Source organism: Fibrobacter sp. UWEL (genome assembly GCF_900142535.1).
Classification (GTDB): Bacteria; Fibrobacterota; Fibrobacteria; order Fibrobacterales; family Fibrobacteraceae; genus Fibrobacter.
The window spans coordinates 19,476-42,127 of record NZ_FRBE01000012.1 but is presented as its reverse complement, the minus strand read 5'-3'; the positions used below and the strand labels follow the sequence as shown (position 1 = coordinate 42,127).

Sequence of the window (22,652 nt, the reverse complement as noted above, 5' to 3'; positions counted from 1 at the left end):
TATAGAATTTTTTATTTTAGCTTGTATGAGCCACAAGTACCTACTTTGCTTTCACGATTACAGCATTTGGAACTACCAGGAAGTCACCCCGCTCCTTCACGAACTGAAGGAAGTTGCTGGCGCCCCCTGTAGCGTTCTTGTCATCCCCGATGTTCGAGGGGCAACAGAATCCCAAATCAAGGATTTCCAGAAGGTTCTTTTGCAGCTCCATCAGGAAGGTTTTGAACTAGCCCTCCATGGTTTTCAGCATAAAGCCAACATGAGCTACAGCCGTAGCTACAAGGGCCACTTCCAGCTGAAAATGACGAACAACGAAGCTGAATTTGCAGGCCTTAACAAGAGCAAATCCCGACTCGTCCTGAACAGAAGCATCGAAGCCTGGAACTACTTGATTAATCAGGGAGAATGCCTAGGCCAGAGAATCCATCCCGCGGCATTTGTACCGCCCACCTGGTACGGCAATCCCTATCTTTCCGGACAAGCCCGCAAATCCAATTTGAAGTTCGAATCCCGCTTTACGCTGGAACCCATCATCGGCAACCCGATTTTTTCTCCCGTAGTAAGCTTTGCCGGTATTCCACGTTCCATGGAAAAACTGGCTTTTGTATTCGGGAAGCTTATGCTCAAGCTACCCTTTGGGCGACCCCGCATCGCATTACATCCCTGTGATTTTCCAAGACTCAAGACGGAAATCATCCAGTTAATCCAGCTAGCGCGACTTTCCAGTAAAATCTCTTACTATCGCGATCTTTAAATTTCCTTTATATTTTTCCATAAAAAAAATCCTGCAACCTTACGGCTGCAGGATTTTTTCTTGAAGTTTTTAGGAGTTTGTTTTCAAGAAAAATTACTTGACTACAGAGACCTTCTGGAAGCGGTTGCCCTGGCGAACCATGTAGACACCAGCCTTCTGGAACTTAGCCATGAGAGCGTCCTGGAGAGAAGCGCCGTTCACGACATCCACACGGCCCATGAACTTGCCCTGCATATCGAACACCTGGAAAGTCTTGCCGGAGTTGACGAACTGAACACTGGAAATCAGAGCATCCTTGCTTTCGGAAGATGCAGGTTCCTGAGAAGCGGAGCTTGTCGGAGTAACTTCAGCAGAGCCAGCCTTAGCAAACTTCACAAAGTCAATGTTGGTGTTAGCATTGTTGATGGTGATGCGCATGGTCTGCTTACCAGCGGCAAGAGTGATCTTGCCAGTTGCATTTTCATAGGCATCCCAGTCGTTGGAAGTACCGGTGAAGCTGAGCTTAGCGGAAGCAGAGCCAACCTTAACGGTGACAGAACCAGCACCAGAACCGTTAGCAACGGAAGCGGTCACATCGTATTCGCCAGCTTCTGCAACGTTCACGGTGTATTCCAGCCATTCGTCAGCAGCGGTGTAACCAATTGCACGACCGGTACCATTCTTCACAATGTCAACCTGAGCATAGTCTTCACCGCGATATTCATGGTCGCCATCATCACCAGACTGACCAGTTGCGCCTTCGTAAACAACTCCAGAGTTACCATTGTCGAAGTCTTCAGCTTCAACAGTACCCGGAATGCTGAGGCTCTTGAACGGAGAACGTTCGATATCCTTCGGCGGAACAATTACAGAAGCTTCACCGTTATCGCTCATGTCAAAGTAGGTGTAGTTCACAGAACCAGTTGCATTACCACCTGCTTCGTTCATCAACATCACTTCGGTAACGCGACCGAACTTCAGAGTAGTGCTGCCACCGCCCTTAGAACCGGAAAGCTGTGCAGTCTGACCGGTGAACAGTTCGTCCCACTTGTTGAAGTGTGCGGAAATATCAATATGGCCGCACTGACGGGGAGACTGACGAACGCTAAAGATCTGCAAGAAGGTAGAGGTACCAGTCTTGGAAGGTTCCTGCTGACGGAGGTAAGCATGGATAGTATAAGTTGCGCCATCAACGGTAATAGTGCCACGAGAAGCACCGATATACTGTTCGCTGGGCTTGCTGTACCAGTCATCAACGATGTAATATTCAACCTGCGGGTTCACGGTCCAACCATAAACACCGATGTAACCATACTGAGCAGTACCACTCTTAGTATACTTGTAATCCACGGTATAGTGCTTAGTCTTGTGATCCACACCAGAACCGTTGTCACCATAACGGTAGCCCACGCGAGCCAGGTAGTCAGAGTTGTTGGACCAGGTGGCTTCGAAAGTACCGTTATCATAGTACTTCATGCTGTTGGAACCACCGCCAGACCACTGTTCGAAGCCCCACGGGGTTCCAGAAATGGAACCTGTAGAGTTACCATTCACAGTGTGTGCACTGCCTCGAGGTTTAGCCATTTCATCTTTACATGCATCTGCCGCGTAAACAGATGTTGCTGCAAGACCGAATGCCAAGAAAAGGCTAGCCTTAATCATCTTTTTATTCATGAGATACTCCTGTTTTTCATCCCTATTTGTTTATGATCTTAAATTAGGTTATTGCCCTCCAAACAGGAATACTCCAACATAATGTTCCGTTGTCGCACTTTACAACGCCAAAAAGTTTACAAAGCAAAAAAAGTCCGCTCTCGTTTTTCACGAGAGCGGACTTTAATTCATTCCGTATTTTCGAATACGATTTAGAATAAACTAGTTAGTTTATTCGTTATCGCCGCCTTCGGAAGGGAGGCCAATCTGCTGTTCGGTTTCGTTGGACTTTTCAACAGAATCGTCATCCACTTCTACGCCTTCCACATGGTCGAAGGTTTCCTTGGCTTCAGCGGAATCGTGTTCGATGTCTTCCACGCTGGGAAGTGCGGTTGCATCCTGAACGGTGTCGCCATCGTTCAAGCGAATGCACTTCACGCCGATTGCACTACGGTTGGTCAAACGGATGGTTTCAGCTTCGATACGGATAACCTGACCTTCCTTACTGGTAATGATCAAGTCATAATCGTCAGCGACGCTTTCCACGAATACTGCCGGACCGGTCTTTTCCATACCGTCTGCACTGAGGTTACGAACACCCTTGCTGCCGCGCTTGGTCACGCGGTAAGAGCTAGGCTGAGAACGCTTACCAAAGCCCTTTTCGGTAATGGTCACGATCTTGTTGCCTTCCTTCAGCCAGATGAGGGAGATGACTTCGTCACCTTCGGCAAGGGTAATACCCTTCACGCCGTGAGTGCCACGCCCCATGGAGCGCATGCAACTGATGGGGAATGTAACAGCCTGACCGTTCTTGGTGGCGAGCATCAGCAGGTCCTTTGCGATGGGCTGAGCAGCAGTATCATCAGCATCTTCGGACTCAGCAACCTGAGCTTCAGCAGCGGTCTGAACATCTGCGGATTCGTCAGCTTCGTCGCCCTGAGAGGCGTTGAATTCTTCGGCGGACATACCCACCAACTGAACCTTCACCAATTCATCGTCTTCATCCAGACTGATGGCGTTGACGCCAGCCTTACGGGGACGGCTGAAGAGGGTCAGATCCATCTTGTTGACGATACCCTTCTTGGTAGCGAACACCAGGCAGAAGTAACCGCCGAACTTACGGACAGGAACGATTGCCTGAACCTTTTCGCCTTCGGTGAGGCCGATAAAGTTGATAATGGGACGGCCCTTGCTATTGCGGTTGCCTTCGGGCAGGCGGTAAACCTTAGTCCAGTAGGCACGGCCCTTGTTAGTGAACACCAGCAAGTAGCTATGGGTGCTTGCGGTAAAGATCTGATCCACGTCGTCATCGTCCTTGAGGCCGGTACCCACAACGCCCTTACCACCGCGGGTCTGAGCCTTGAAGGTATCGATGGGAAGACGCTTGATGTAGCCTTCCTTACTCAGGGTAATGACCTGTTCTTCTTCAGCAATCAGGTCTTCGTAGTCATAATCATCTACAGCATCTTCGATGGAGGTGCGGCGTTCGTCACCGAACTTGGCCACAACAGCATCCAGCTTTTCAAGTACGATTGCCAGGCGGCGTTCACGCTTAGCCAGGATATCCTTCAAGTCAGCAACGAGGGCAACCAGTTCGTTGTATTCGTTTTCCAACTTTTCCAGATTCAGGCCGGTGAGCTGGGCAAGACGCATGTCCACAATGGCCTGAGACTGAATTTCATCCAGGTTGAAGCGGTCCTGCAAGCCCTTCTTAGCCAATTCCGTAGTAGCGCTAGACTTGATGATCTGCACCACTTCGTCGATGTTCTGGGTGGCAATGCGCAAGCCTTCAATAATGTGAAGACGTGCTTCTGCCTTGTTCAAGTCGAACTGGGTTGCACGGGTAATCACATCCAGACGATGATCGATGTAAATCTGGATCAAGTCCTTGAGAGTGAGAACCTTGGGCAGGCCGTTCACCAGAGCCAGGTTATAAATACTGAACGTAGTCTGCATCTGGGTGTTCTTGAACAGGTTGTTCAGCACCACTTCTGCAACAGCATCCTTACGCAGTTCAATGACCACGCGGATACCTTCACGGTTAGATTCATCGCGAATGTCGGTAATACCGTCGATACGCTTTTCGCGAACCAGTTCGCCAATCTTCTTACACAGTTCAGCCTTGTTCACCATGTAGGGAATTTCGGACACGATGATGCGGGGTTTGCCGCGGCCATCCACGTCAATTTCGGTGCGGGCACGAACGCGAGCACGGCCATGGCCGGTCAGGTAGGCGTCACGGATACCAGCGCGGCCGCAGATCACACCACCAGTGGGGAAATCCGGACCAGAAACGTAACCCAGCAGGTCTTCGCCGGAAATATCCGGATTTTCAGCCACAGCATGGATTGCATTTGCAATTTCGCGAAGGTTATGGGGAGCCATGGAGGTTGCCATACCCACAGCAATACCTGTGGTACCATTCACCAGCATGTTGGGAATGGCGGAGGGCAGAACCTTCGGTTCTTCCAAGGATTCGTCATAGTTGGGGCCCATGTCCACGGTATCTTTTTCAAGATCTTCCAGCATGAGCATGCCCAGATTGTTCATCTTGGCTTCGGTATAACGCATTGCAGCGGCGCCATCGCCATCGATAGAACCGAAGTTACCCTGGCCGAAAACCAGCGGATAGCGCAGGGAGAATTCCTGAGCCATACGGACCAAGGTTTCATATACGGCGGAGTCACCATGGGGGTGGTACTTACCGATCACGTCACCCACGATACGGGCAGACTTCACAGTGGGCTTATTGGGCACCACGCCCAGCTTGTGCATACTGTACATCACACGACGGTGCACCGGCTTAAAGCCGTCGCGGGCGTCGGGAAGTGCACGAGCCACAATCACGCTCATGGAGTAGCGGAGGTAGCAGTCCTGCATATCCTTTTCGATCAAGGACTTGAACTGCTTGCCTGGGAGCATTTCTTCTGACATTACTTATCCTTCTTTGGGTCGGGGGTTAACCCAGCCCATTTATCGTTTCATCTATTAATTTCAAACTTTCGTAATCGGTCTGGTCGATGCGGTGGGCCGTGATGGTGGCATACCCCTGGTTCAACAGATAGTCATCACTATCCACAGGGGATTCGTTCCATAATTTGTCGCCATCAAGCAACCACAGCTTGTCGCCAGAGCCATCGTCGGCATCCACCAGGCTGTAGTGGTCCGTAAACATTTCGTGGGCCATCTTCGTGGACTTGTAGCCCTTGAAGTCTGCAGGTTTTACCTTGGGGAAGTTCACGTTCCAAAAGGTTCCGGGCGCAATACCTTCAAAAAGTCGTTCCTTGACTACACGAACGGCAAAATCCACAGCAGTTTCCAGCAGGTCTCCCCCACAACCGCGGAGGGAAAGTGCAACGCCGGGAACACCCCACAGGGCGGCTTCGCGGGCACCGGCAACCGTACCGGAATACAAGGACGAGACGCCGGAATTTTCGCCAACGTTCACGCCGGAGAAACAGACGTCAAATTCACCTGCGGCAGAGCTTACACCAGTGCAGCCTTCGGGTTCCAAAGAAAGCCCGAATTTCGCGAAATGACCTAGGGCAAACTTGGCGCAGTCGGCAGGTGTGCCAGATACGGAATAGAATTCATAAGGCCAGGCTTTTGTACCGTCGGCTGCCACGGGAGTGGTTTCATCCACGGGCACCTGTTTGACGCGCAAACCTCTGCGCACGGTAAAGGCCTGACTGACCCCGCTTTGCTCCGTTTCGGGGGCAAAAACGAACACATCAGCCACCTTGGACAAGGCTGCCGCAAGAGCGCGAAGATTGCCGCTCTTAAACCCATCGTCGTTTACGATGAGAACTCGTGTTCTAGGGGTATTTTGCATGCTTTTACAAAGATAGAAAAAAGCGAATCAGCTACTTCAAAAGCTGGCAAAAAAAGCGCCCATTTTGGGGTGTTTTTAGGGGTGTTTTTTTGAGAAAACTAGAACGCAAACTTTTATCTAAAATTCTTGACCAGAACACCCTTGAATTCAAAACTTTCTTTGCCTGCATAAACCACAGTTTTTTCGCCACACATTTCGGGATATTCCTTTTCAAAAACACCAAAGTTTTTGACGAATTCCGAATTGAATGTTTCCGAAGACTTTATTTCAAAAGGAGTCAAGATTCTTCCAGTTTCTTCAACAAGGTCAATTTCCTTGCCGTCACTAGTTCTATAATACCAGAAATTTTTCTGCTCCGCGCAATTAAACGAATGCTTCATTCTTTCAAGAATCACAAGGTTTTCAAAAAGATTGCCTCGCAAGGGATCGCGGTTAAATTGCGACTCTTCGGCAATTCCTAGCAAGGCGCATGCAAGCCCAGTATCGTAGAAATAGAACTTGGGCGATTTTATCAAGCGTTTTGTCCTATTCATGTACCACGGATTTAACGTGAAACCGATAAACGAAGCTTCAAGAATCGACAGCCATTCCTTTGCTGTTCTAACATTGATTCCGCAATCGTTAGAAAGAGAAGTGTAATCCAATATGGAGCCAATTCGCCCTGCACAAAGAACAAGGAATCTATGAAAAAGAGCCGCATCCTTTATATTGACAATTTGGCGAACATCCCGCTCAACATAGGTGGAAATGTAATTCTGGTAAAAGAAGAACCTGTCTGGGCGTTCCGTTATATAGCGGGGGTACCCTCCAGAAAGAATAAGACTGTCGATGGAATCACTTGCGTTCAATTCCTTGATTTCGTCCAAGGAAAATGGCAGCAGTTTAAGCATGGCGACACGACCGGCAAGAGTCTGAGTCACAGCTTGCTGTAATGCAAAATTATTACTGCCCGTAACGATGAACAAACCCTTTTGATTTGATTCATCCACAATCTGCTGCATATAGGATAGCAAATGGGGAACATTTTGAATTTCGTCAAGAATGGCCCCGTTCGGGATACTTTTGAAGAACCCCCGTGGATCCTGTAAGGCCCGTTCCCTAGTGTCAGGATTTTCTAGAGAAATGTAGGGTTTGTCGGCGAATGTATCGCGACAAAGGGTTGTTTTGCCGGATTGCCTGGGACCATGAACCAGAACGACCGGGTATTGCGAAGCAGACTTTAACAGGAAGTCTTTGATTTGGCGCCTAATCATGCCTCAAATATAAATTTTGTAAAAATGGTAGTCAAGTACACTTTTTGCAAAACTTTCAAATAAAGCAAACGATTTTTGTGGAATTACCTAAAAAATCGGGCAGCCTTGCCTTGCGGCTTGGCAGCCTGGATTGGCGTTGCCTACGCTCAGGTTCGGTTATAAGTTCGATTTAGTCCTTGAGGCAACGCAAACTCCGACCGTTGTACTTGCTGTAGTTGTCTTGGTATGCGTCGTCGTCACTGTAGCCGAAGTCCTGGCCCCACGCCCACGCGACGTTGTAATTGTCCTCAGAGGCAGACCACAAGATGGCGTTGTCGCCCTCACGGTAGAATTTGCCACTGTAGTCCCTGTAACCGGCGGGGAGCACCGAGAAGCCGTACTCGTCCGTACCCGTATTGCTGTACCACAGGCTTGTGTTGGCCTTCAGCTTCTGACCGGCAGAGCCAGTCCCACCAACATAGGTGTACAGAGTGCTGTACTCCTCGTTCGTGGGCACATGCCAGCCTTCTGGGCAAATGCCGCGATGGGGGCTATTGGGGGTACAGGTCTTGCCATTGCCACACTTGGTTCCTACATTTACATTGAACTGGGCAGCACTATCCATCACGGCACTCCAGGTATAAAGGCGACCGTATATGGAACAGTCACCAGCAGTTGTACTACTGCCGCCACCGCACCAACTGGTGGAATCGGAGGTGTAACCGTCATAGTTGTACTTCACTCCCTTATAGGCGTAGTTCAAATTCTCTGCCATCCAGGTCTGGGTGCCGATGGTGACTGTCTTGTAGGCTTGACCGTCGCGAGAATCGGTCATGGACCCCTTTACAACAACTACACTGCTACTACTCTTTACCGAGGAACTACTTGCTACCGACGACGAAGACTTCGCGGAGCTGGAAGATGCAACAGAGCTGCTGCTGAGATCCTCGATCAGGACCGAGGATGACGAAGAAGAACTTACAACCGACGAAGATGACTCCACGGAACTAGAGGAAACTACAGAGCAGGAACTTGCTATAGAACTACTGGATTGCTTCGCTTCGCTCGTAATGACACTAGAGGAAGAACTGCCAGGATCCTCGATTGGGACCGAGGATGACGAGAGCGTCAATACCGAGGATGATGATTCAATGTCATTCCCGGCTTGACCGGGAATCTCGCTAGAACTGCTAGATCCCCGATCGGGGTCGGGGATGACACTGGAGGAGGAGCTCAGGGTGACGCTGGAAGAGGAACCTGGAATGGTTTCAGAAGACGAACTCTGCAACACAGTCACCCCGCCGATGATTTCGTCTTCGGCAGAAGCTTCGTTTGCAGTTATCTTTATCCATTCGCCATTCTGGCAACGGCGGAAATCCTTGCCGACAGCCTCAGCCACCCAGCCATCCAGCTTGTCGTCACAAACCTTTTCTCCACTGCCATCAGCCAGGGTAATCACTTCGCCCTTTTCCCCATTCGTCACCGAATTGGAGGAACCATCATCGCCGCAGGCCACAAGGCCCAAAGTCAGCGCAAAAGCAACACTTGTCAAGAAATTCTTTTTCATTTTCCATTTCCTTGCAAAAATTTCAGCGAGTTTCAAGAACAGCCTCTGTTATTATGCAGAATAGCTTGAGCGGATTTTAAACGCCATAATGGCGAATGCTCCTGCCACATTCATGCTGGCCTTGCGACCTGCCATAGGAATGGTCACCTTCATAGTAGTTGCGGCCATGATTTCGGGAGCGATACCAAGTTCTTCGTTTCCCAAGATAATCAGGCCCTTTTCCGGCCACGTTACTTTGTTTATATCGGGAATGTCTTCGCCGGTTTCAAGGGCGATAATCTCGTAGCCGTTTTCCTTGTGCCAGTTGATGCAGTCAAAGGGATCTTCCCAGCGCTTGATGGGAATCCATTCCTGGCAACCGCGAGCAGCACTTTTCACAGTCACATGATCGGGACTGCAGCTATATCCGCTAAGGTGTACGCCTTCCAAGCCGAAGCAGTCGGTACTACGGATAATGGAACCCACGTTAAAGGCGCTACGAAGGTTGTGGACCAGAACCGCAAACTGGATCGGCTTTTCGTTAGCCACTTCGCGGTCGCCCGGTTCCTGCTCCAGATAAACGTCACGTTCAAAGCCAAGGCCTGCGCGGGTACGGAAAGTCTTGTACAGGTCAATCATCTGTGCCTGATTCTTGCCCACCAGAGTTTCCTCTGCAGGAAGCTTCATCCATTCCGCATAGGTCTCGAATTCACGACGAGCGCGGGGAACGTCATCACCTAACTGCAAAATGATAACACGGAGGAGTTCCGCCAAACGTTTGTATTTGGAGGTTTCCTTCGTTGCTAGAAATTTCTTTTCAGAGAACATCGACTAGATCCTTCGACTCCACGTCGTTCCGCTCAGGATGACGCTTTTCCACTTCATTCGATTCAGGATGACGATTTACTTATTCAAAGCCTTAACAGCTTCGGTCAGGCGGTCGATGGCCTGGATCAATTCATCCATTTTGGCTTCGCTGACACCGCCGGCAATGGCCGTAACAGCCTGAGCTTTCACGTCAGCCACTGCAGCCGCGGGAGTTTCCTTCACAGGAACCTTGCCCAGCCAGATATCAGGCCAGCGGTCGTTACCAGAGTGGTAGGTAATACGGGTAGCAGTTTCCACCGGTTCACCAATCTTCCACATGTACAGTTCATAGTCGAACATATCGTGGTCGTGACCCTTGTCGGTAGCACCCCAGACCAGCCACTGTCCATCGGGTGAGAGGCGGGGGAAATATTCATGACTGCGACGACCGGGCAGGTCCATGAGACGAACATTCTTGGGAATACCGAAGAAGCCCACCTTTTCCACCTGCTTACCATCCTTGGCGGAGAACCACAGGATTTCGCTAGGAGCGGCAGTACCACCGTTACCCGTGGGATTTACGCGGTAGAGCTTGGAGCCATCAAAATTCCAGTCAATCTGGCAACCGTCACCGGACTTAGTCCAGCTCTTCTTTTCCAGATCCCAAACACCTGTTTCACGCATGGAACCGCGGAGGGTAATAGCCAAGTGCTTGCCATCCGGACTCATGTTGGGTTCCTGGAGAATCACATCCTTCTTATTGAAGGCAACTTCTCCATCCAGAACCAGGGATTCTGCCTTGGAAGAGAGATCCATGGTAAAGACCTTGCCGGCACGGCTAAAGACGATGGTCTTGCCATCAGGACGCCAGGTGCCCCAGGTAGCGTTATCCACAACCTTCACCTGATTGGACCCGTCAATATCCATGGTCCAGAGTTCCCATTTCTCCGGGTAGTTAGCATCATTTTCGGGAACCCAACCGCCCTTACTGCGGTTAAAGAGCACCTTGGAGCCATCAGGAGAAATACGGGGGAACCAGTCCACATTGTCGCTATTGGTCAATGCATGGGCATTGGAACCATCGGCATTCATAAGCCAAATATCGTGATGAGAATTTGCTCGGCTGGTAGACCAGGCGATTACGCCTTCCACCTTACCCTTTAAAGCATCCAGAGCCTTCTGTTCATCGGCTGTAGGATCCACGGCAGCACCCTTGGGGGCACCCTGCTGGGCAAAAACAGAAGAACAAGCCAATGCGGCAATCAAGGATGCCTTCGCAAACTTCATCATTTTCATAAGAACCTCTAAAAACAGAAGGCTTCCGCCTTCCTAGTCATTTATAAAGATAGTAACAAAGTACGAAAAATTAGGACAAAACGTACCATTTGAACCTAAACTATGTTGAATTAGAACACACTTGTTTCTTTCCGTAAACACCAAAAAACTTACATTGTATCCACTTTGAACCATATGGATATATCTTATGGGAAAAAATATGAGGATGTTATGAAAATTCTGTCTATTCCTGCTCTCGCCTGCGCCATGACTTTAGGTTTTGGCCTGGCCTCCGCACAGACCATCACCCCCTCCCGCGTGGGTCCCGTTAGCCAGTACGGCCAGCTTATGACCGGCAAGAATTCCGCCGGCGAAGGCCGCATTTATGGTTCCTGCGAAGGCGTCAAGGACGGCGCCGAAGTCCAGGTTCGCGGTATGAGCCTTTACTGGAGTCTTTTGCCCGAAGCAGTTGAATTTTGGAGCGAAGAAGGTGTGGCCTCAATGGTAAAAGACATGAACGTCCAGATCGTTCGTGCCGCCATGGCTACTACCTCCGAAGACTGGTGGGGCTGCAAAGATCTTACCAAGAGCTGCGGCGACGACAAATCCAAGCACATCACTGGCTACGCATCTGATCCGAGTTATCAGACAAACCTGATGAAGACCGTGGTTGAAGCCGCCATCAAGAATGACATTTACGTCATTATCGACTGGCATTCTCACCAGGCTCACGAAGAAGTTGCAAACGCAAAGAAGTTCTTCGGAGAAATGGCCCAGGCCTACGGTCAGTACGACCATGTGATTTTCGAGCTGTTCAACGAACCGAAGGAAGTTTCCTGGAGTACCGTGAAGGGCTACGCCGACCAGATCGTTCCTGTAATTCGCCAATACTCCGACAACCTGATTCTCGTGGGTAACCCCAAGTGGGACCAGAATCCCAACGACGCTATTGGAAACGAAGTCACTGACAGTGGCAAGAACACAGCCTACACCCTTCACTACTATGCCATGAGCCACTGCGTCAGCGGAACTTACGGTTGGGGTGATGGTACAAACGACGCTTGTGAAGGAGTCAAGGGCGAGAAGGCTATTAAGGCAGGCCTTTCTGTGTTCATCTCTGAATGGGGTACCGGTACAGCCGATGGCGGTGGCACTCCGGGTCAGAGCAAGAATGATGAATGGCAGACTTACATCAACAAGTATAAACTGTCCTGGGCAAACTGGTCCGCATCCAGGATTGAAGAAGGTACCGCGGCATTTACCAGCGGTTCAAACAAGAATAGCCTCCAGTATACCGCATCTGGAAACATGGTGAAGGGCTATCTGGCAACCAACCCCACTACCTACACCAAGTGTTCTACTGCAAGCCAGGGCGGTCAGACTACCGATCCCAACCAGGGTCAGCAGGGCGGCCAGACTACCGATCCCAACCAGGGACAGCAGGGCGGCCAGACCACCGATCCCAACCAGAATCCTTGGGCAATCGCAGGCATCCAGTCTGCAGCCAGCCTGAATGTGGCATTCTCCGGCAAGGCACTGGAAGTTTCCGGCGTGAACGCAGCTGACGTGGAACTGTTCGACCTGAAGGGCCACAAGCTCATGAAGGTGGACGGCGTTCGCGGCACCCTTTCCCTGGCAATGATTCCGGCGGGTCAGTACCTGGTGAAGGTCTCCAGCGGTTCTGCAAGCAAGGTGCAGGCAATTACCCTGAAGTAACTAAACGAATTCATGTAAAGAGAGAGAAGGTCCGGTGAGCAATCGCCGGGCCTTTTTTATGGATTAAAAAGCGAAATCGGGAGTAAAATACCGACGATTGTCCCAACGAAAGGGATTTGAATCCATGGAAAAAACATCGTAGTCAAAAATAACGTAATCGTCATCTTTATAAACAGGGAGCCACGCCCCCCGTCCCACTCGGGATTCAAGACCGGGAGCTGCTCGATCAAGATAAGTTTGACCTAACGCGTTAATCAGCTTTTCCCAGCGGGCGTAGTAACGCAGGGGGAAGATGGTCCGGTCGATTCCGGCTGAATCGGCGTAGCGGATAAAGGCGGACGGGTCTTCCGCAAAGTGCAGGTACTGATCAAAGAAATCTGCGGTCTTTAGGATGAAGCGACCATCGATGTATGTAGAATCCTGAGGGTTCACGAAAGCCAGATATCCACCGGCACGATCATCGTTAAAGAGGCGGCCCTTATGAGGATTCTCCTTCATCCATTGGGCGGCACGTACCGGAACCCGCTGGAAGGAAACCATGGAGCCATCGTAAGCCTGAAGGGAACGAAGCCAGAGGCCAAGAACAAACATCACCACCATCACAGCAACCAGCTTTACAGCAGGCTTTGCCAATACTGGGGCATTCCATAATTTCACATCACCTAGGAAACAAAGAAATACAGGCAGATACAGTACAAAATTGCGTTCTGCCAGCAGAGCCAAGATTGCCGTGGCACAAAGCACCACCAGCTTAAGCAATGAATCTTCGTTGCGCAAGGTCTTGGACCTAAACATTCCAACAAACTGCTTGATGACATAAGCCAGTCCTGCCATCGAGCAAACTATCATCAAGAGAGATGTCCAGACATTCTCCCCTTCCAAAAGCAACGTCAAGGGCGAACGATTTTCTGCAATCTCCTTTGCAAAGATGGTGGCTGAGGGACTCAAACCCACTAAGCGATTCAGAAGTTCAAAGGGGTAAACCGCTAACAGCAGGCCATCCCTATGCAAGAAAGGCATTCCAAACAAAGCCAAGACAAATAATGCCAATAACGCAAGTCGATCAAGGTTATTCCTGTCGAAGTAAACCACAATGGTGGCCAACGCAAAAATCGGTCCCAGAATATACAGTCCTTGACATCTGCACCAAATCCACTGCAGGCACAAAATACCTATCGCCGCAAGCCAACGCTTTTTTCGATCATCATAGCCCATCGCAAGCCACGGTATCACATTCCAGTAAATCCCCAGAAACAACAGGCTAAAAACTATCGGCCGCATTTCAAACTGATAGCGGAACAGGAACAACAATAAAGCCGCGACGCAAATACCCGCCATGGAAACGTTTCGACGGGAGTCTGAGAACGGATTCATAAAGAGGGCAAAAACGGTTCCCCACAGGAGGGCCTTAAAAAAAACAAGACCTTGAGCACCTGCGGCCCCATACACAGCATAGACCACCTGCTGAAAATATTCATGGACATTCACCACGGGCTCCCGCACAGGAGTCCATGTAGTTACCCACTCACGAGCGCAAGCCAAGTGCCACCAGATGTCCGTATCCGTCAGGGGGAAAACAGCGAAAACCGCCGCGATTACCGGCAACAGGAGCAAGAGAATTTTTCCACGTAATCGTTCCACAGGCCTACTCGAGAGAAGCAATCAAGGAGTCTAGACGATTACTAAAACGTTTTGCACCGCCAAAGCACAGATGATCATAGTTCTCAAACATATTGGAACTATAATCATGCTCACCCATCTTATTTTCATCCAGAAGAACAAAGTTACTGGATTCAAAACTCTTAAGACGAGCGATCATATGGGATGCAAGGCTGCGACGTACACCATGTCTTCCATAAGCTCCCGTATTCTTATAGGCCGGAGACTGAGGGAATATGGCGCCGATAACAATCACATCTTTCTGACGGGCGAATTCAACCATTTCCTGAAGGGCCTCAAAGCTACGTTCCAGCAAGATTGAATCCTGCACGTTTGTGGTGTCCGTGGCAATAGCAGGAGGTTCTTCACCCCAGTCAACACAGCTTTGTCCTGTAAAGCCATATTCCTTAAGGTATTGGCTACTTCCATTTGCTACACCTGGAGCGAGGTTCGTCAACTCGTAGAGACCCTTAGGGTATCCATCCCTCCAGTAATTATGATTTTCATCATAAACGAAACCAGGATATTCCTTGTAGGACTGAATGAAGAAGTTATCCCCTTCGTCATCCCCTTTCCACCAGAAGTCAATATCCAAGGAAACCACCAAATATTTCAGTTTATTTAAATGGGGCAAGACATAATTCTTGACAAAATCCCTGGTGGTAAAAATTGAGTTAGGAATCTGAGCCAAATTCAACACAAATCCCGAGGAATCCATAATGCGGGGGCGAACGCCATCCACAGCTCTTGACGACCCCACTACGGCTACATCGGCACTATCCCGATACTTCCAAAGCAGTTCCATCTTATAGCGCCAAAAAATATCCTCCTGCAAGAATTTGCTACCGAGGTAAAGTCCCGCACTGTCGGGATCCAGAGAATCATCAATATCCAGATTTCCTAAACCATTTTCAATCCACATACAGGGATGGTACAGATCGTCTCCACCTACGAAATCCGTTATGCTACTATCTGCAGTGTTGATCAGCACCACCTTTTCATGATTGCCCGAAGGATTGGTTAAGGAGGCGACAATCAGATGAGCCCCTTTTACCCATTCCGTATGATCAAAGGAATAGCCCTCCGGAGCAGGAATCATTTGAATCAACTTGCCGGTACTATCTGCAATCAGAATCTGTTCATGAACACCATACTTGGTTCCAGCAAATTCCCGTCCAGGCTTTCCGCCAAAATCCAGGAACAAGGTACGATTGGAACCGTCCTGGGATAAAGAAACATTGCAAGCCTGGGCAGAATCATACCAGACCAGATGCTTATCACCTACACGGGAACGCAACAGCCTTGCGCCTGTAACAGCAAACTGATTGTCCCTGCGGACTCCCCCATGATATGCGCCATCAAACAATTTCTCGGGCGTTCCAAATACCCCTTTGGAGAAAGGGACCTGCCAGGTACTCTGTGCGAGGAAATTACCTTCAGCGGAATTATCACCGCCATCGGTAACATACACAACTACGGTATCCCCTTCTGCAGTCACACGGAATCGAGGAAGAGCAGCATTTTCGACATTCAATTTGACAGAGATTGCGCTAGATCCAAACCGTGTTGCAAAAACTTGCGATTCTCCGGTAACGCCTTCCATTCCCGTGGAGAACACCACCCATTGACCATCCGGAGAAATGTCCGGATGGAAATTGTTTAAGGAATCATCCACTTCCACCAAAGTAGGTTTACCGTTATTGAAATCTACATATACAAGATTCTCACTAACGTTATCCCTGTACACCAGCTTTACCTGATAAGAACCTGTAGCCGCCCGCACTTCTGGTTGAGTCAAAAGAATGGATTGAGAGTTATGTACAGCCACACCGTCATTGTCTAACCAAACTGCAGATGGAATTTTCCCAATCGCTAGACGAAATCCGATATACTGGGCGCGGGAAGATGCGGAAACCACATAAATATCTCCTCGACTATACAAGTCAATGACAGGTGTACCCGCACTAAAGTTACCCCCTTTCACCACATGTTCATCAAAGGAGCCTCCATTAGGAGCCCCGACATAATTGGTTACAGTAGTATCCCTAAAGCGTCCGAGCCAATCATTGACCCACTCTTTGGCAAAAAAGGTAAAATCTTCATTGATTTGCTTTGAATCGTAATGAACGCTAAATGCGTAAACCCATTCCGCCTCCGTAGGCAAGCGATAGCCTTCTGCTTCAGGATTAAACCTAAAACCTACTAAATTAACGCAATATCCTTCCTGATCTCGAACAATCTTGGAATAGGAATATACTGTGTCCCGTTTTTCCGCCTTACTCTTGGCATTGGAAAGAAGAACTGCATCGTAATAGGTAATTCCCGTAATGACATGATTACCTTCGCAAGACAAATTAGGAAGAACATCCGGATAGTCCGCAAAATCCTGGCAGGTCACTTCATGCTGGGCAATATGGAAATCATAATTAAGCATCACCTTCATCTGAGGGCGATCCATAGGCTGCGCCTTTTCAGAATCAGTACCAAGAATCACACCATCCTTGGGAGCAGGCATTAAAATAAAGCCCTCTAGGTCCTTCCCCGAAGAAGACGGTGCGGAAGATTCCGAATCGCTACAGGCAGCAAGCAATAGCAGGAAAAGGCCCAGAAGAAATTTCATAAGATTACGGATCCAGTTCCTTCATCAGCAGGGAATCCAGACGTTCAGCCACCTTCACTGCACCTTGCAAGCCCAAGTGATCCTCATTGGAGAAGTCTTCATACACATAATCGTTCACGCCATCCTTGTATTCGTCAAAGATGATGAAATTGCCATATTCTTCCTGCAGGGATTTCATGTCATCCTGGATTTCTTTGGTGTGATCCAAGGTAAGGCCATAACGGCCCCATACGTTTTTCTTGACGTAATAGGGAGACTGAGGGAACACTGCGCCAATCACGAGAATGCCCTTTTCCTTTGCGGCCTTCAGAATTGCAACTAGCTTTTCGCGATTGTATGCATAGGCATCGGGATTATTGCGATACCAATTCACATCCCAGGAAACTTCCGGATTTTCATCCACCCAGCCTTCAGATTCAGAATGGTACAAGCCATTGTTATAGCCAAAGGTATAGGATTCCTCATCATCCGGAGTCATGGCGCTGCGAGTCAAGTTCAGCATGCTCTTGGGAACTCCATCCTTCCAGAAGTCATGATTTTCGTCATAACGATATCCAGGAATATCGCCAAACCAAGCCTTCCAATTTTCATCCTTCACAAACCAGCGATCGTAATCTAGAGTGATCACAACAGCCTTCAGTTTCGGCATTAAGGGCAAGATATAATTAGACACAAAGAAGTTCGTCGCAGTAAGATCTTCTGCGGAATAAGCCAGATTGATGGTAAAGTGAGAGGTCACCGCAGTTGGATCCAAGCCAGAGAAGGAACGAGAAGAACCTATGACGGCCACTTCCGTTACTTCACGATACTGCCAGAAATACTCCATCTTGATTTTCATAATGCGAGTGGTAATATCCGAGGTGGCAGTCATGTACACGCCCGCACTATCCAGATTCAGGAATTTTTCATCTTCCGGAAGATTCACGTTCAATACACGTAAGCAAGGATCCCAAAGTTCATCACCCTTTACCAGGTCGGTTACGGAACTATCCTGCAAGTCAATCAATACAAGCTTTGTATGGCTACCGTTCACGTCATAGACAGAGGCTACAGCAAGATTCTTACCGTTAATCCATTCCGTATGGTCAAAAGCGAGATCACCAGGAGCACCAACACTCTGAAGAAGGTTACCAGTACTATCAGCAACGAACATCCGTTCGTGAACGCCATAGTCCTTCCCCACGAATTCACGACCAGGACCATTCCTCTTCGCGAAATCCAGGAACAGGGTTCGTTTGGTTCCATCCTGAGAAAGGGAGGCGTTACAAGCCTGAACGCTGTCAAACCAGACGGTATCCGTGTAGGATTCCTCATGTTGAATACGTGCCCTCAGGATGCGAGCGCCAGTAACAGCAAGCTTTCCATCGGGAGAAACGCCCCCGTGGTAGTTTCCGTCAAAAAGCTTTTCGGGAGTACCAAATTTTCCACCAGAGAATGGCACCTGCCAGGTGCTTGTGGTCTTGAAGAATTCAGAATCCGTATTCACGTCAGCGGTAGTCACGTAGACAATGACCGTATCTCCGGCGTCCGTCACCTGAAAGCGGGGAATTGCAGCAGATTCCACATCCAGCTTCACCAAGTCGGTACCAGCCAGATTGAGGCGACGAACATACAGTTCAGATTTGCCGGAAATACCTTCCCCACCTGTGGAGAATGCGACCCACTCCCCGTCGGGAGAAATATCCGGATGGCGCACCTTGATGCCCAGAGAATCCTTGATTTCCTTCACCGTAAAGGAACTTTCATTAAAATTCATGTAGACCAAATTGTCGGTCAGACGGTTCACAAAGGCCATCTTTGCACGGAGGGTTCCCAGCTTTTTCTTGAGGGTAGAGGCCTTTACCAGAGACTTCATAATAGAAGAGGATGTGGAACCATCGGCAGCCATCCAGACCGGCTTCTCAATTTTACCGAAGGCGATACGGCCGCCCACATAGTTATCCCTGTTTTTGGAAATCACCGTATAGGTGTCTAAACGGGAATGAAGATTCGTGCGGGCCACACTATGCTTGAAGCTACCGCCCTTAAGGACTCGTTCCCCAAGGGAGCCGCCATCGGGAGCGCCTACAAAATTCGTAACGGTAGTATCCTTGAAATAGCCAAGCCAATCGCTTACCCATTCAGCAAGGTTACCCGCCATATCACAAATACCCAGATTGTTCCTTGCCTTGGAACAAACATCATGAGCCTGTTCACCGGAATTGGTCAAATTCCAGCCATCAGAAACATCCCAGCCATGGGAGGCTGCAAAAATCCATTCCGCTTCCGTAGGCAGTCGATATCCATCCACTTCGGGATTGAACACGAAGTTTTCAAAGCCATTCACATGATGAAGACTATCATAATCCACTGCAGTGAATGTATAAACTGTATCGTAGCCTTCCAGCTTAGAGCGGTTATTGGCATACATGACCATGTCACCAAAGGTCACATTGGCAATGGGAAGATTTTCGCAACCAGGAGCAGGTTCGCCGCCCATCACCGAAGCATATTCGGCCTGAGTCACTTCGTGTTCGCCAATGGAGAAGTCATAATCAAACTTAACCTTCATCGCAGGCATTTCTTTCTTGTTGGCATTGACCTTATTGGTGCCTACGTATGTATAGTGCCCTGCAGACTGAATATGGATAAGTCCCTCATGGGCTTCATCCTTTCCATACTCCACTTCAGAAACATCATAATCGTCCTGATACATCGGATTGGCATCGTGATGGGTACAGGAAACAGTGAACGCCGCCAGACCTAGCGCCCCCGCATATTTTGCAAATTTACCCATCATTACTTGCCCCCGATTTTATTGAGAACCGTATCAATTCGTGCTGTAACCTGGTAAGCGCCCTTGCTATTCAAGTGGTCATAGTCATAAGCAAGACTATCCCCATAATCATGGTCACCCATCAGATTTTCATCCAGCAGGTAGAAATTGGAATAATCCTTTTCCATGTCACGAAGCATTTCGATGGTCTTCAGGGCGTGAGATCTACGCATGCCATGTCGACCGAAAGAACCCGTCTTCTTGTAATAGGGACTCTGTGGGAAAATCACGCCCAACACAGAAACACCCTTTTCATTTGCTTTCTCAATAATTTCAGTCAGCTGGGAAATGGCATTCTTGATGAAATTGGAATTGTCACTCCAGGTAGAATCGGCCACCAGAGCGATACCTTCCCTCCAGGAACGGGTATCGTCATCATATTCCATCCAGCCATTCTTCTGGCTAATAAAGCGAAGATGGCTACTTTCCTGAATGTAGCGGCTGCTCAGCTTTTTCAGCAATTCATGGCCTTCTTCCACCCAGAAATTATGATGGGCATCGTAGAACAGTCCCGGAACGCTCCCTAAATTCTGGCTGATATTTTCGCCAGGGACTTCGCCCCACAAATCCATATCGATGCCGACCACAAGGAACTTCAGTTTCTTGCAGTGATTCAAGGCGTAATTCACTGCAAAATAGCGGGACACATCCATATCGGACGGGATGGTTGCCATATTGAAGGAGGCTCCATAGGAAATGCGATTCGAGATAAAGCCTAGGCTCATACGGGAGGAACCTAATGCGACCACCTTCAAGTAGTCGCACTTATTCCAGAACACATTCATCTTGGATGCAATCAGTTTGGAATCCACACCTTCGTAATAAACAGCTGCACTATCACGGTCCAATTCATTCAATCTTTCGTCGTCAATGAGGGAGCCTTTTTCCACCCAGAAAGAAGGATGCCAAACTTCGGTGCCTTCAATCAGATCCGTAACGGAGCTATCCAGCAGATTCACCAGGGCAATTTTTTCATGAGCCCCGTTGTTAGTGGTAAGGCTAGTAACAATAAAGGGCTGGTATCTGGATTTCACCGTCATGTAACCGCCCAAAGCCCATTCCGTATGGTCAAAGGTATAACCCTTGGGAGCAGCCACAGAATGAATCAGCTTGCCCGTACTATCCGCAATCAGGATGTATTCATGCCTGGAATAGGACTGACCAACAAATTCCTCGCCTGTTTTACTAGCAAAGTCAAGGAACAAAGTACGCTTACTGCTATCCTTAGCTAGGGAGGCGTTGCAGGCCTGTTCCTCATTGTACCAAATCGTATCCAGAGCGGAACCATCCATCACCGTGCTAGAAGAATCGGAATCCGCAATCCTTGCACGAAGACGTCTTGCACCAGAAACGGCCAGACGATTATCGTAGCTGATTCCCCCATGATAGGCTCCATCGAAAAGTTTTTCCGGAGTTCCAAAATGGTAATTGCTGAAAGGAACCTGCCAAGTGCTCCAACTCTTAAAGTTTCCATCGCTAGTGTTATCCCCCGCGTTGGTAACGTATACGATTACCGTGTCCCCGTCTTCGGTCACGCGCCAGCGAGGAATGGCAGCATTCTTGACATCCAGCTTGACCAGGCTATCTCCGTTAACAGCCAACTGTCTCACATAAACGGAGGAAGGGCCGTCAATACCTTCTGAACCTGTGGAGAAAGCAACCAGACTTCCATCGGGAGAAATATCCGGGTGGAAGCAGTTCAAGGTATCCTTGATTTCAATAGCCATCTGGGGTGCATAAGAATAGTCCACGAAGGCGAGATTGCGAGTCAATTCATTACGGAACACCAGCTTGGAGCGAATGGTACCTACTAGGGAACGAATGGCGCGAACGCTAATCTTGGGAATCAGTCGATCTTCCACGGAGACACCATCATTGCTTAACCACATGGCATTGGGAATGCGACCGAATGCAAGACGGAATCCAACATAAACGGAGTGCGTATTGGAAACCACGTCATAGGTATCCCCCCTACTATGGAAATTGGTGTATTCCTTAGGCGTAGTAAAGCCTCCCCCCTTCACCACACGCGTTCCAGAAAGAGCACCATCAGGACCACCAGCATAATCAAAGACAACGGTATCCTTATAGAAGCCAAGCCAGTCATTCATCCATTCCATGGCGTTACCAGCCATATCACAGAAGCCATCACGATTTTCACCAATGGAGCAAACATTATGAACTCGGCTCATGGCATTCTCCATGGTCCAGGCCTTTTCCACATCCCAATCCTGGCTTGCTACCAACATCCATTCGGCTTCCGTAGGCAAACGGTACGCATCTACTTCCGGAGAAAACACGAGAGCTTCCATGCCCGAGCATCTTCCATCCACATTGATCTGGGCAGAGGTATAGGTATAGGCAGTATCATAGCCTTCTGCCTTACTACGGGCATTGGCATAAAGGATGGCATCATAGTAGGTCAAGTCCGTCACAGGCAGGCTATCGCCAATGGCATCTGCAAAAAAGCCCCAGTTTTCAGAGGTGTACTTCCGGAACTCGCCCAAAGTCACTTCGTGTTTACCCAAGGAGAAATCATAATCAAAACGAACACCCATCTTAGGCTTTTCGTTAAAGATGGCTGTCGCTCCTTTGGCACCCAAAGTCACGTAGGCGTCTTTCGCATGGACATAAATCAAACCGTCATGAGAAGAATCCTCATCAAGGTCCACCCTTGTCGAACGAATCGCATAGTCATCGGAATGGGTACAAGCGCACATCCAGACTAAGCACCAAAGCAAAAGTTTCCACAGTTTCATCATTT

At 49.0% G+C, this 22,652-nt stretch carries 13 protein-coding genes; 2 read left to right on the top strand and 11 right to left on the bottom strand.

Translation table 11 applies throughout. From position 1 onward, the window contains the following. Positions 1 to 25 precede the first annotated feature (25 nt). Entirely contained in the window at positions 26 to 754 is a 729-nt protein-coding gene (locus tag BUB59_RS08970; RefSeq protein ID WP_073228820.1) for a DUF2334 domain-containing protein, read from the top strand. A 93-nt stretch (positions 755 to 847) separates the two neighbouring features. On the opposite strand, the gene BUB59_RS08965 is transcribed toward BUB59_RS08970, so the two are convergent. The 7 genes from BUB59_RS08965 to BUB59_RS08935 all read right to left on the bottom strand — a co-directional run bounded on the left by BUB59_RS08965 (position 848) and on the right by BUB59_RS08935 (position 11,099). Next, on the bottom strand, positions 848 to 2,407 hold the full coding sequence (locus BUB59_RS08965) for a glycoside hydrolase family 11 protein (protein ID WP_073228816.1): 1,560 nt from the start codon (positions 2,405 to 2,407) through the stop codon (positions 848 to 850). 210 nt (positions 2,408 to 2,617) lie between these two features. After that, positions 2,618 to 5,320 (bottom strand): DNA gyrase subunit A, encoded by a 2,703-nt coding sequence (gene gyrA / locus BUB59_RS08960; protein WP_073228813.1) that lies wholly within the window; start codon positions 5,318 to 5,320, stop codon positions 2,618 to 2,620. Positions 5,321 to 5,345: 25 nt separating this feature from the next. After that, positions 5,346 to 6,218: a 5'/3'-nucleotidase SurE gene (gene surE / locus BUB59_RS08955; protein ID WP_073228810.1), complete on the bottom strand. Its 873-nt coding sequence runs from the start codon at positions 6,216 to 6,218 to the stop codon at positions 5,346 to 5,348. Positions 6,219 to 6,331: 113 nt separating this feature from the next. Further along, positions 6,332 to 7,471, bottom strand: coding sequence for an ATP-binding protein (locus tag BUB59_RS08950; protein WP_073228806.1), 1,140 nt, complete (start codon positions 7,469 to 7,471; stop codon positions 6,332 to 6,334). Between the two features lie 169 nt (positions 7,472 to 7,640). Next, on the bottom strand, positions 7,641 to 9,017 hold the full coding sequence (locus BUB59_RS08945) for a fibrobacter succinogenes major paralogous domain-containing protein (protein WP_073228803.1): 1,377 nt from the start codon (positions 9,015 to 9,017) through the stop codon (positions 7,641 to 7,643). A gap of 51 nt (positions 9,018 to 9,068) precedes the next feature. Beyond that, positions 9,069 to 9,824, bottom strand: a complete 756-nt coding sequence (locus BUB59_RS08940; RefSeq protein WP_073228800.1) for a TrmH family RNA methyltransferase — start codon at positions 9,822 to 9,824, stop codon at positions 9,069 to 9,071. 75 nt (positions 9,825 to 9,899) lie between these two features. Then, positions 9,900 to 11,099, bottom strand: a complete 1,200-nt coding sequence (locus tag BUB59_RS08935; RefSeq protein ID WP_073228779.1) for a TolB-like translocation protein — start codon at positions 11,097 to 11,099, stop codon at positions 9,900 to 9,902. A gap of 210 nt (positions 11,100 to 11,309) precedes the next feature. Here BUB59_RS08935 and BUB59_RS08930 point away from each other — a divergent pair, with 210 nt between their 5' ends. Then, the gene (locus BUB59_RS08930) at positions 11,310 to 12,794 is read left to right on the top strand and encodes a glycoside hydrolase family 5 protein (RefSeq protein ID WP_073228775.1); all 1,485 of its coding nucleotides are present in this window, start codon (positions 11,310 to 11,312) and stop codon (positions 12,792 to 12,794) included. Positions 12,795 to 12,857: 63 nt separating this feature from the next. Here BUB59_RS08930 and BUB59_RS08925 read toward each other — a convergent pair whose 3' ends face one another. Genes BUB59_RS08925 through BUB59_RS08910 form a run of 4 tightly spaced genes read right to left on the bottom strand, consistent with a single transcriptional unit; the run spans position 12,858 to position 22,650 of the window. Beyond that, complete coding sequence (locus tag BUB59_RS08925) at positions 12,858 to 14,435, bottom strand: hypothetical protein (protein ID WP_143160305.1); 1,578 nt, start codon at positions 14,433 to 14,435, stop codon at positions 12,858 to 12,860. A gap of 4 nt (positions 14,436 to 14,439) precedes the next feature. After that, positions 14,440 to 17,073, bottom strand: a complete 2,634-nt coding sequence (locus BUB59_RS08920) for a TIGR02171 family lipoprotein (protein ID WP_073228766.1) — start codon at positions 17,071 to 17,073, stop codon at positions 14,440 to 14,442. A 4-nt stretch (positions 17,074 to 17,077) separates the two neighbouring features. Next, the gene (locus BUB59_RS08915; protein ID WP_083540256.1) at positions 17,078 to 19,852 is read right to left on the bottom strand and encodes a TIGR02171 family lipoprotein; all 2,775 of its coding nucleotides are present in this window, start codon (positions 19,850 to 19,852) and stop codon (positions 17,078 to 17,080) included. Next, positions 19,852 to 22,650, bottom strand: coding sequence for a TIGR02171 family lipoprotein (locus tag BUB59_RS08910; protein ID WP_083540255.1), 2,799 nt, complete (start codon positions 22,648 to 22,650; stop codon positions 19,852 to 19,854). Before BUB59_RS08910 ends, BUB59_RS08915 begins: the two co-directional genes overlap by 1 nt. Between the last annotated feature and the right edge of the window lie 2 nt (positions 22,651 to 22,652).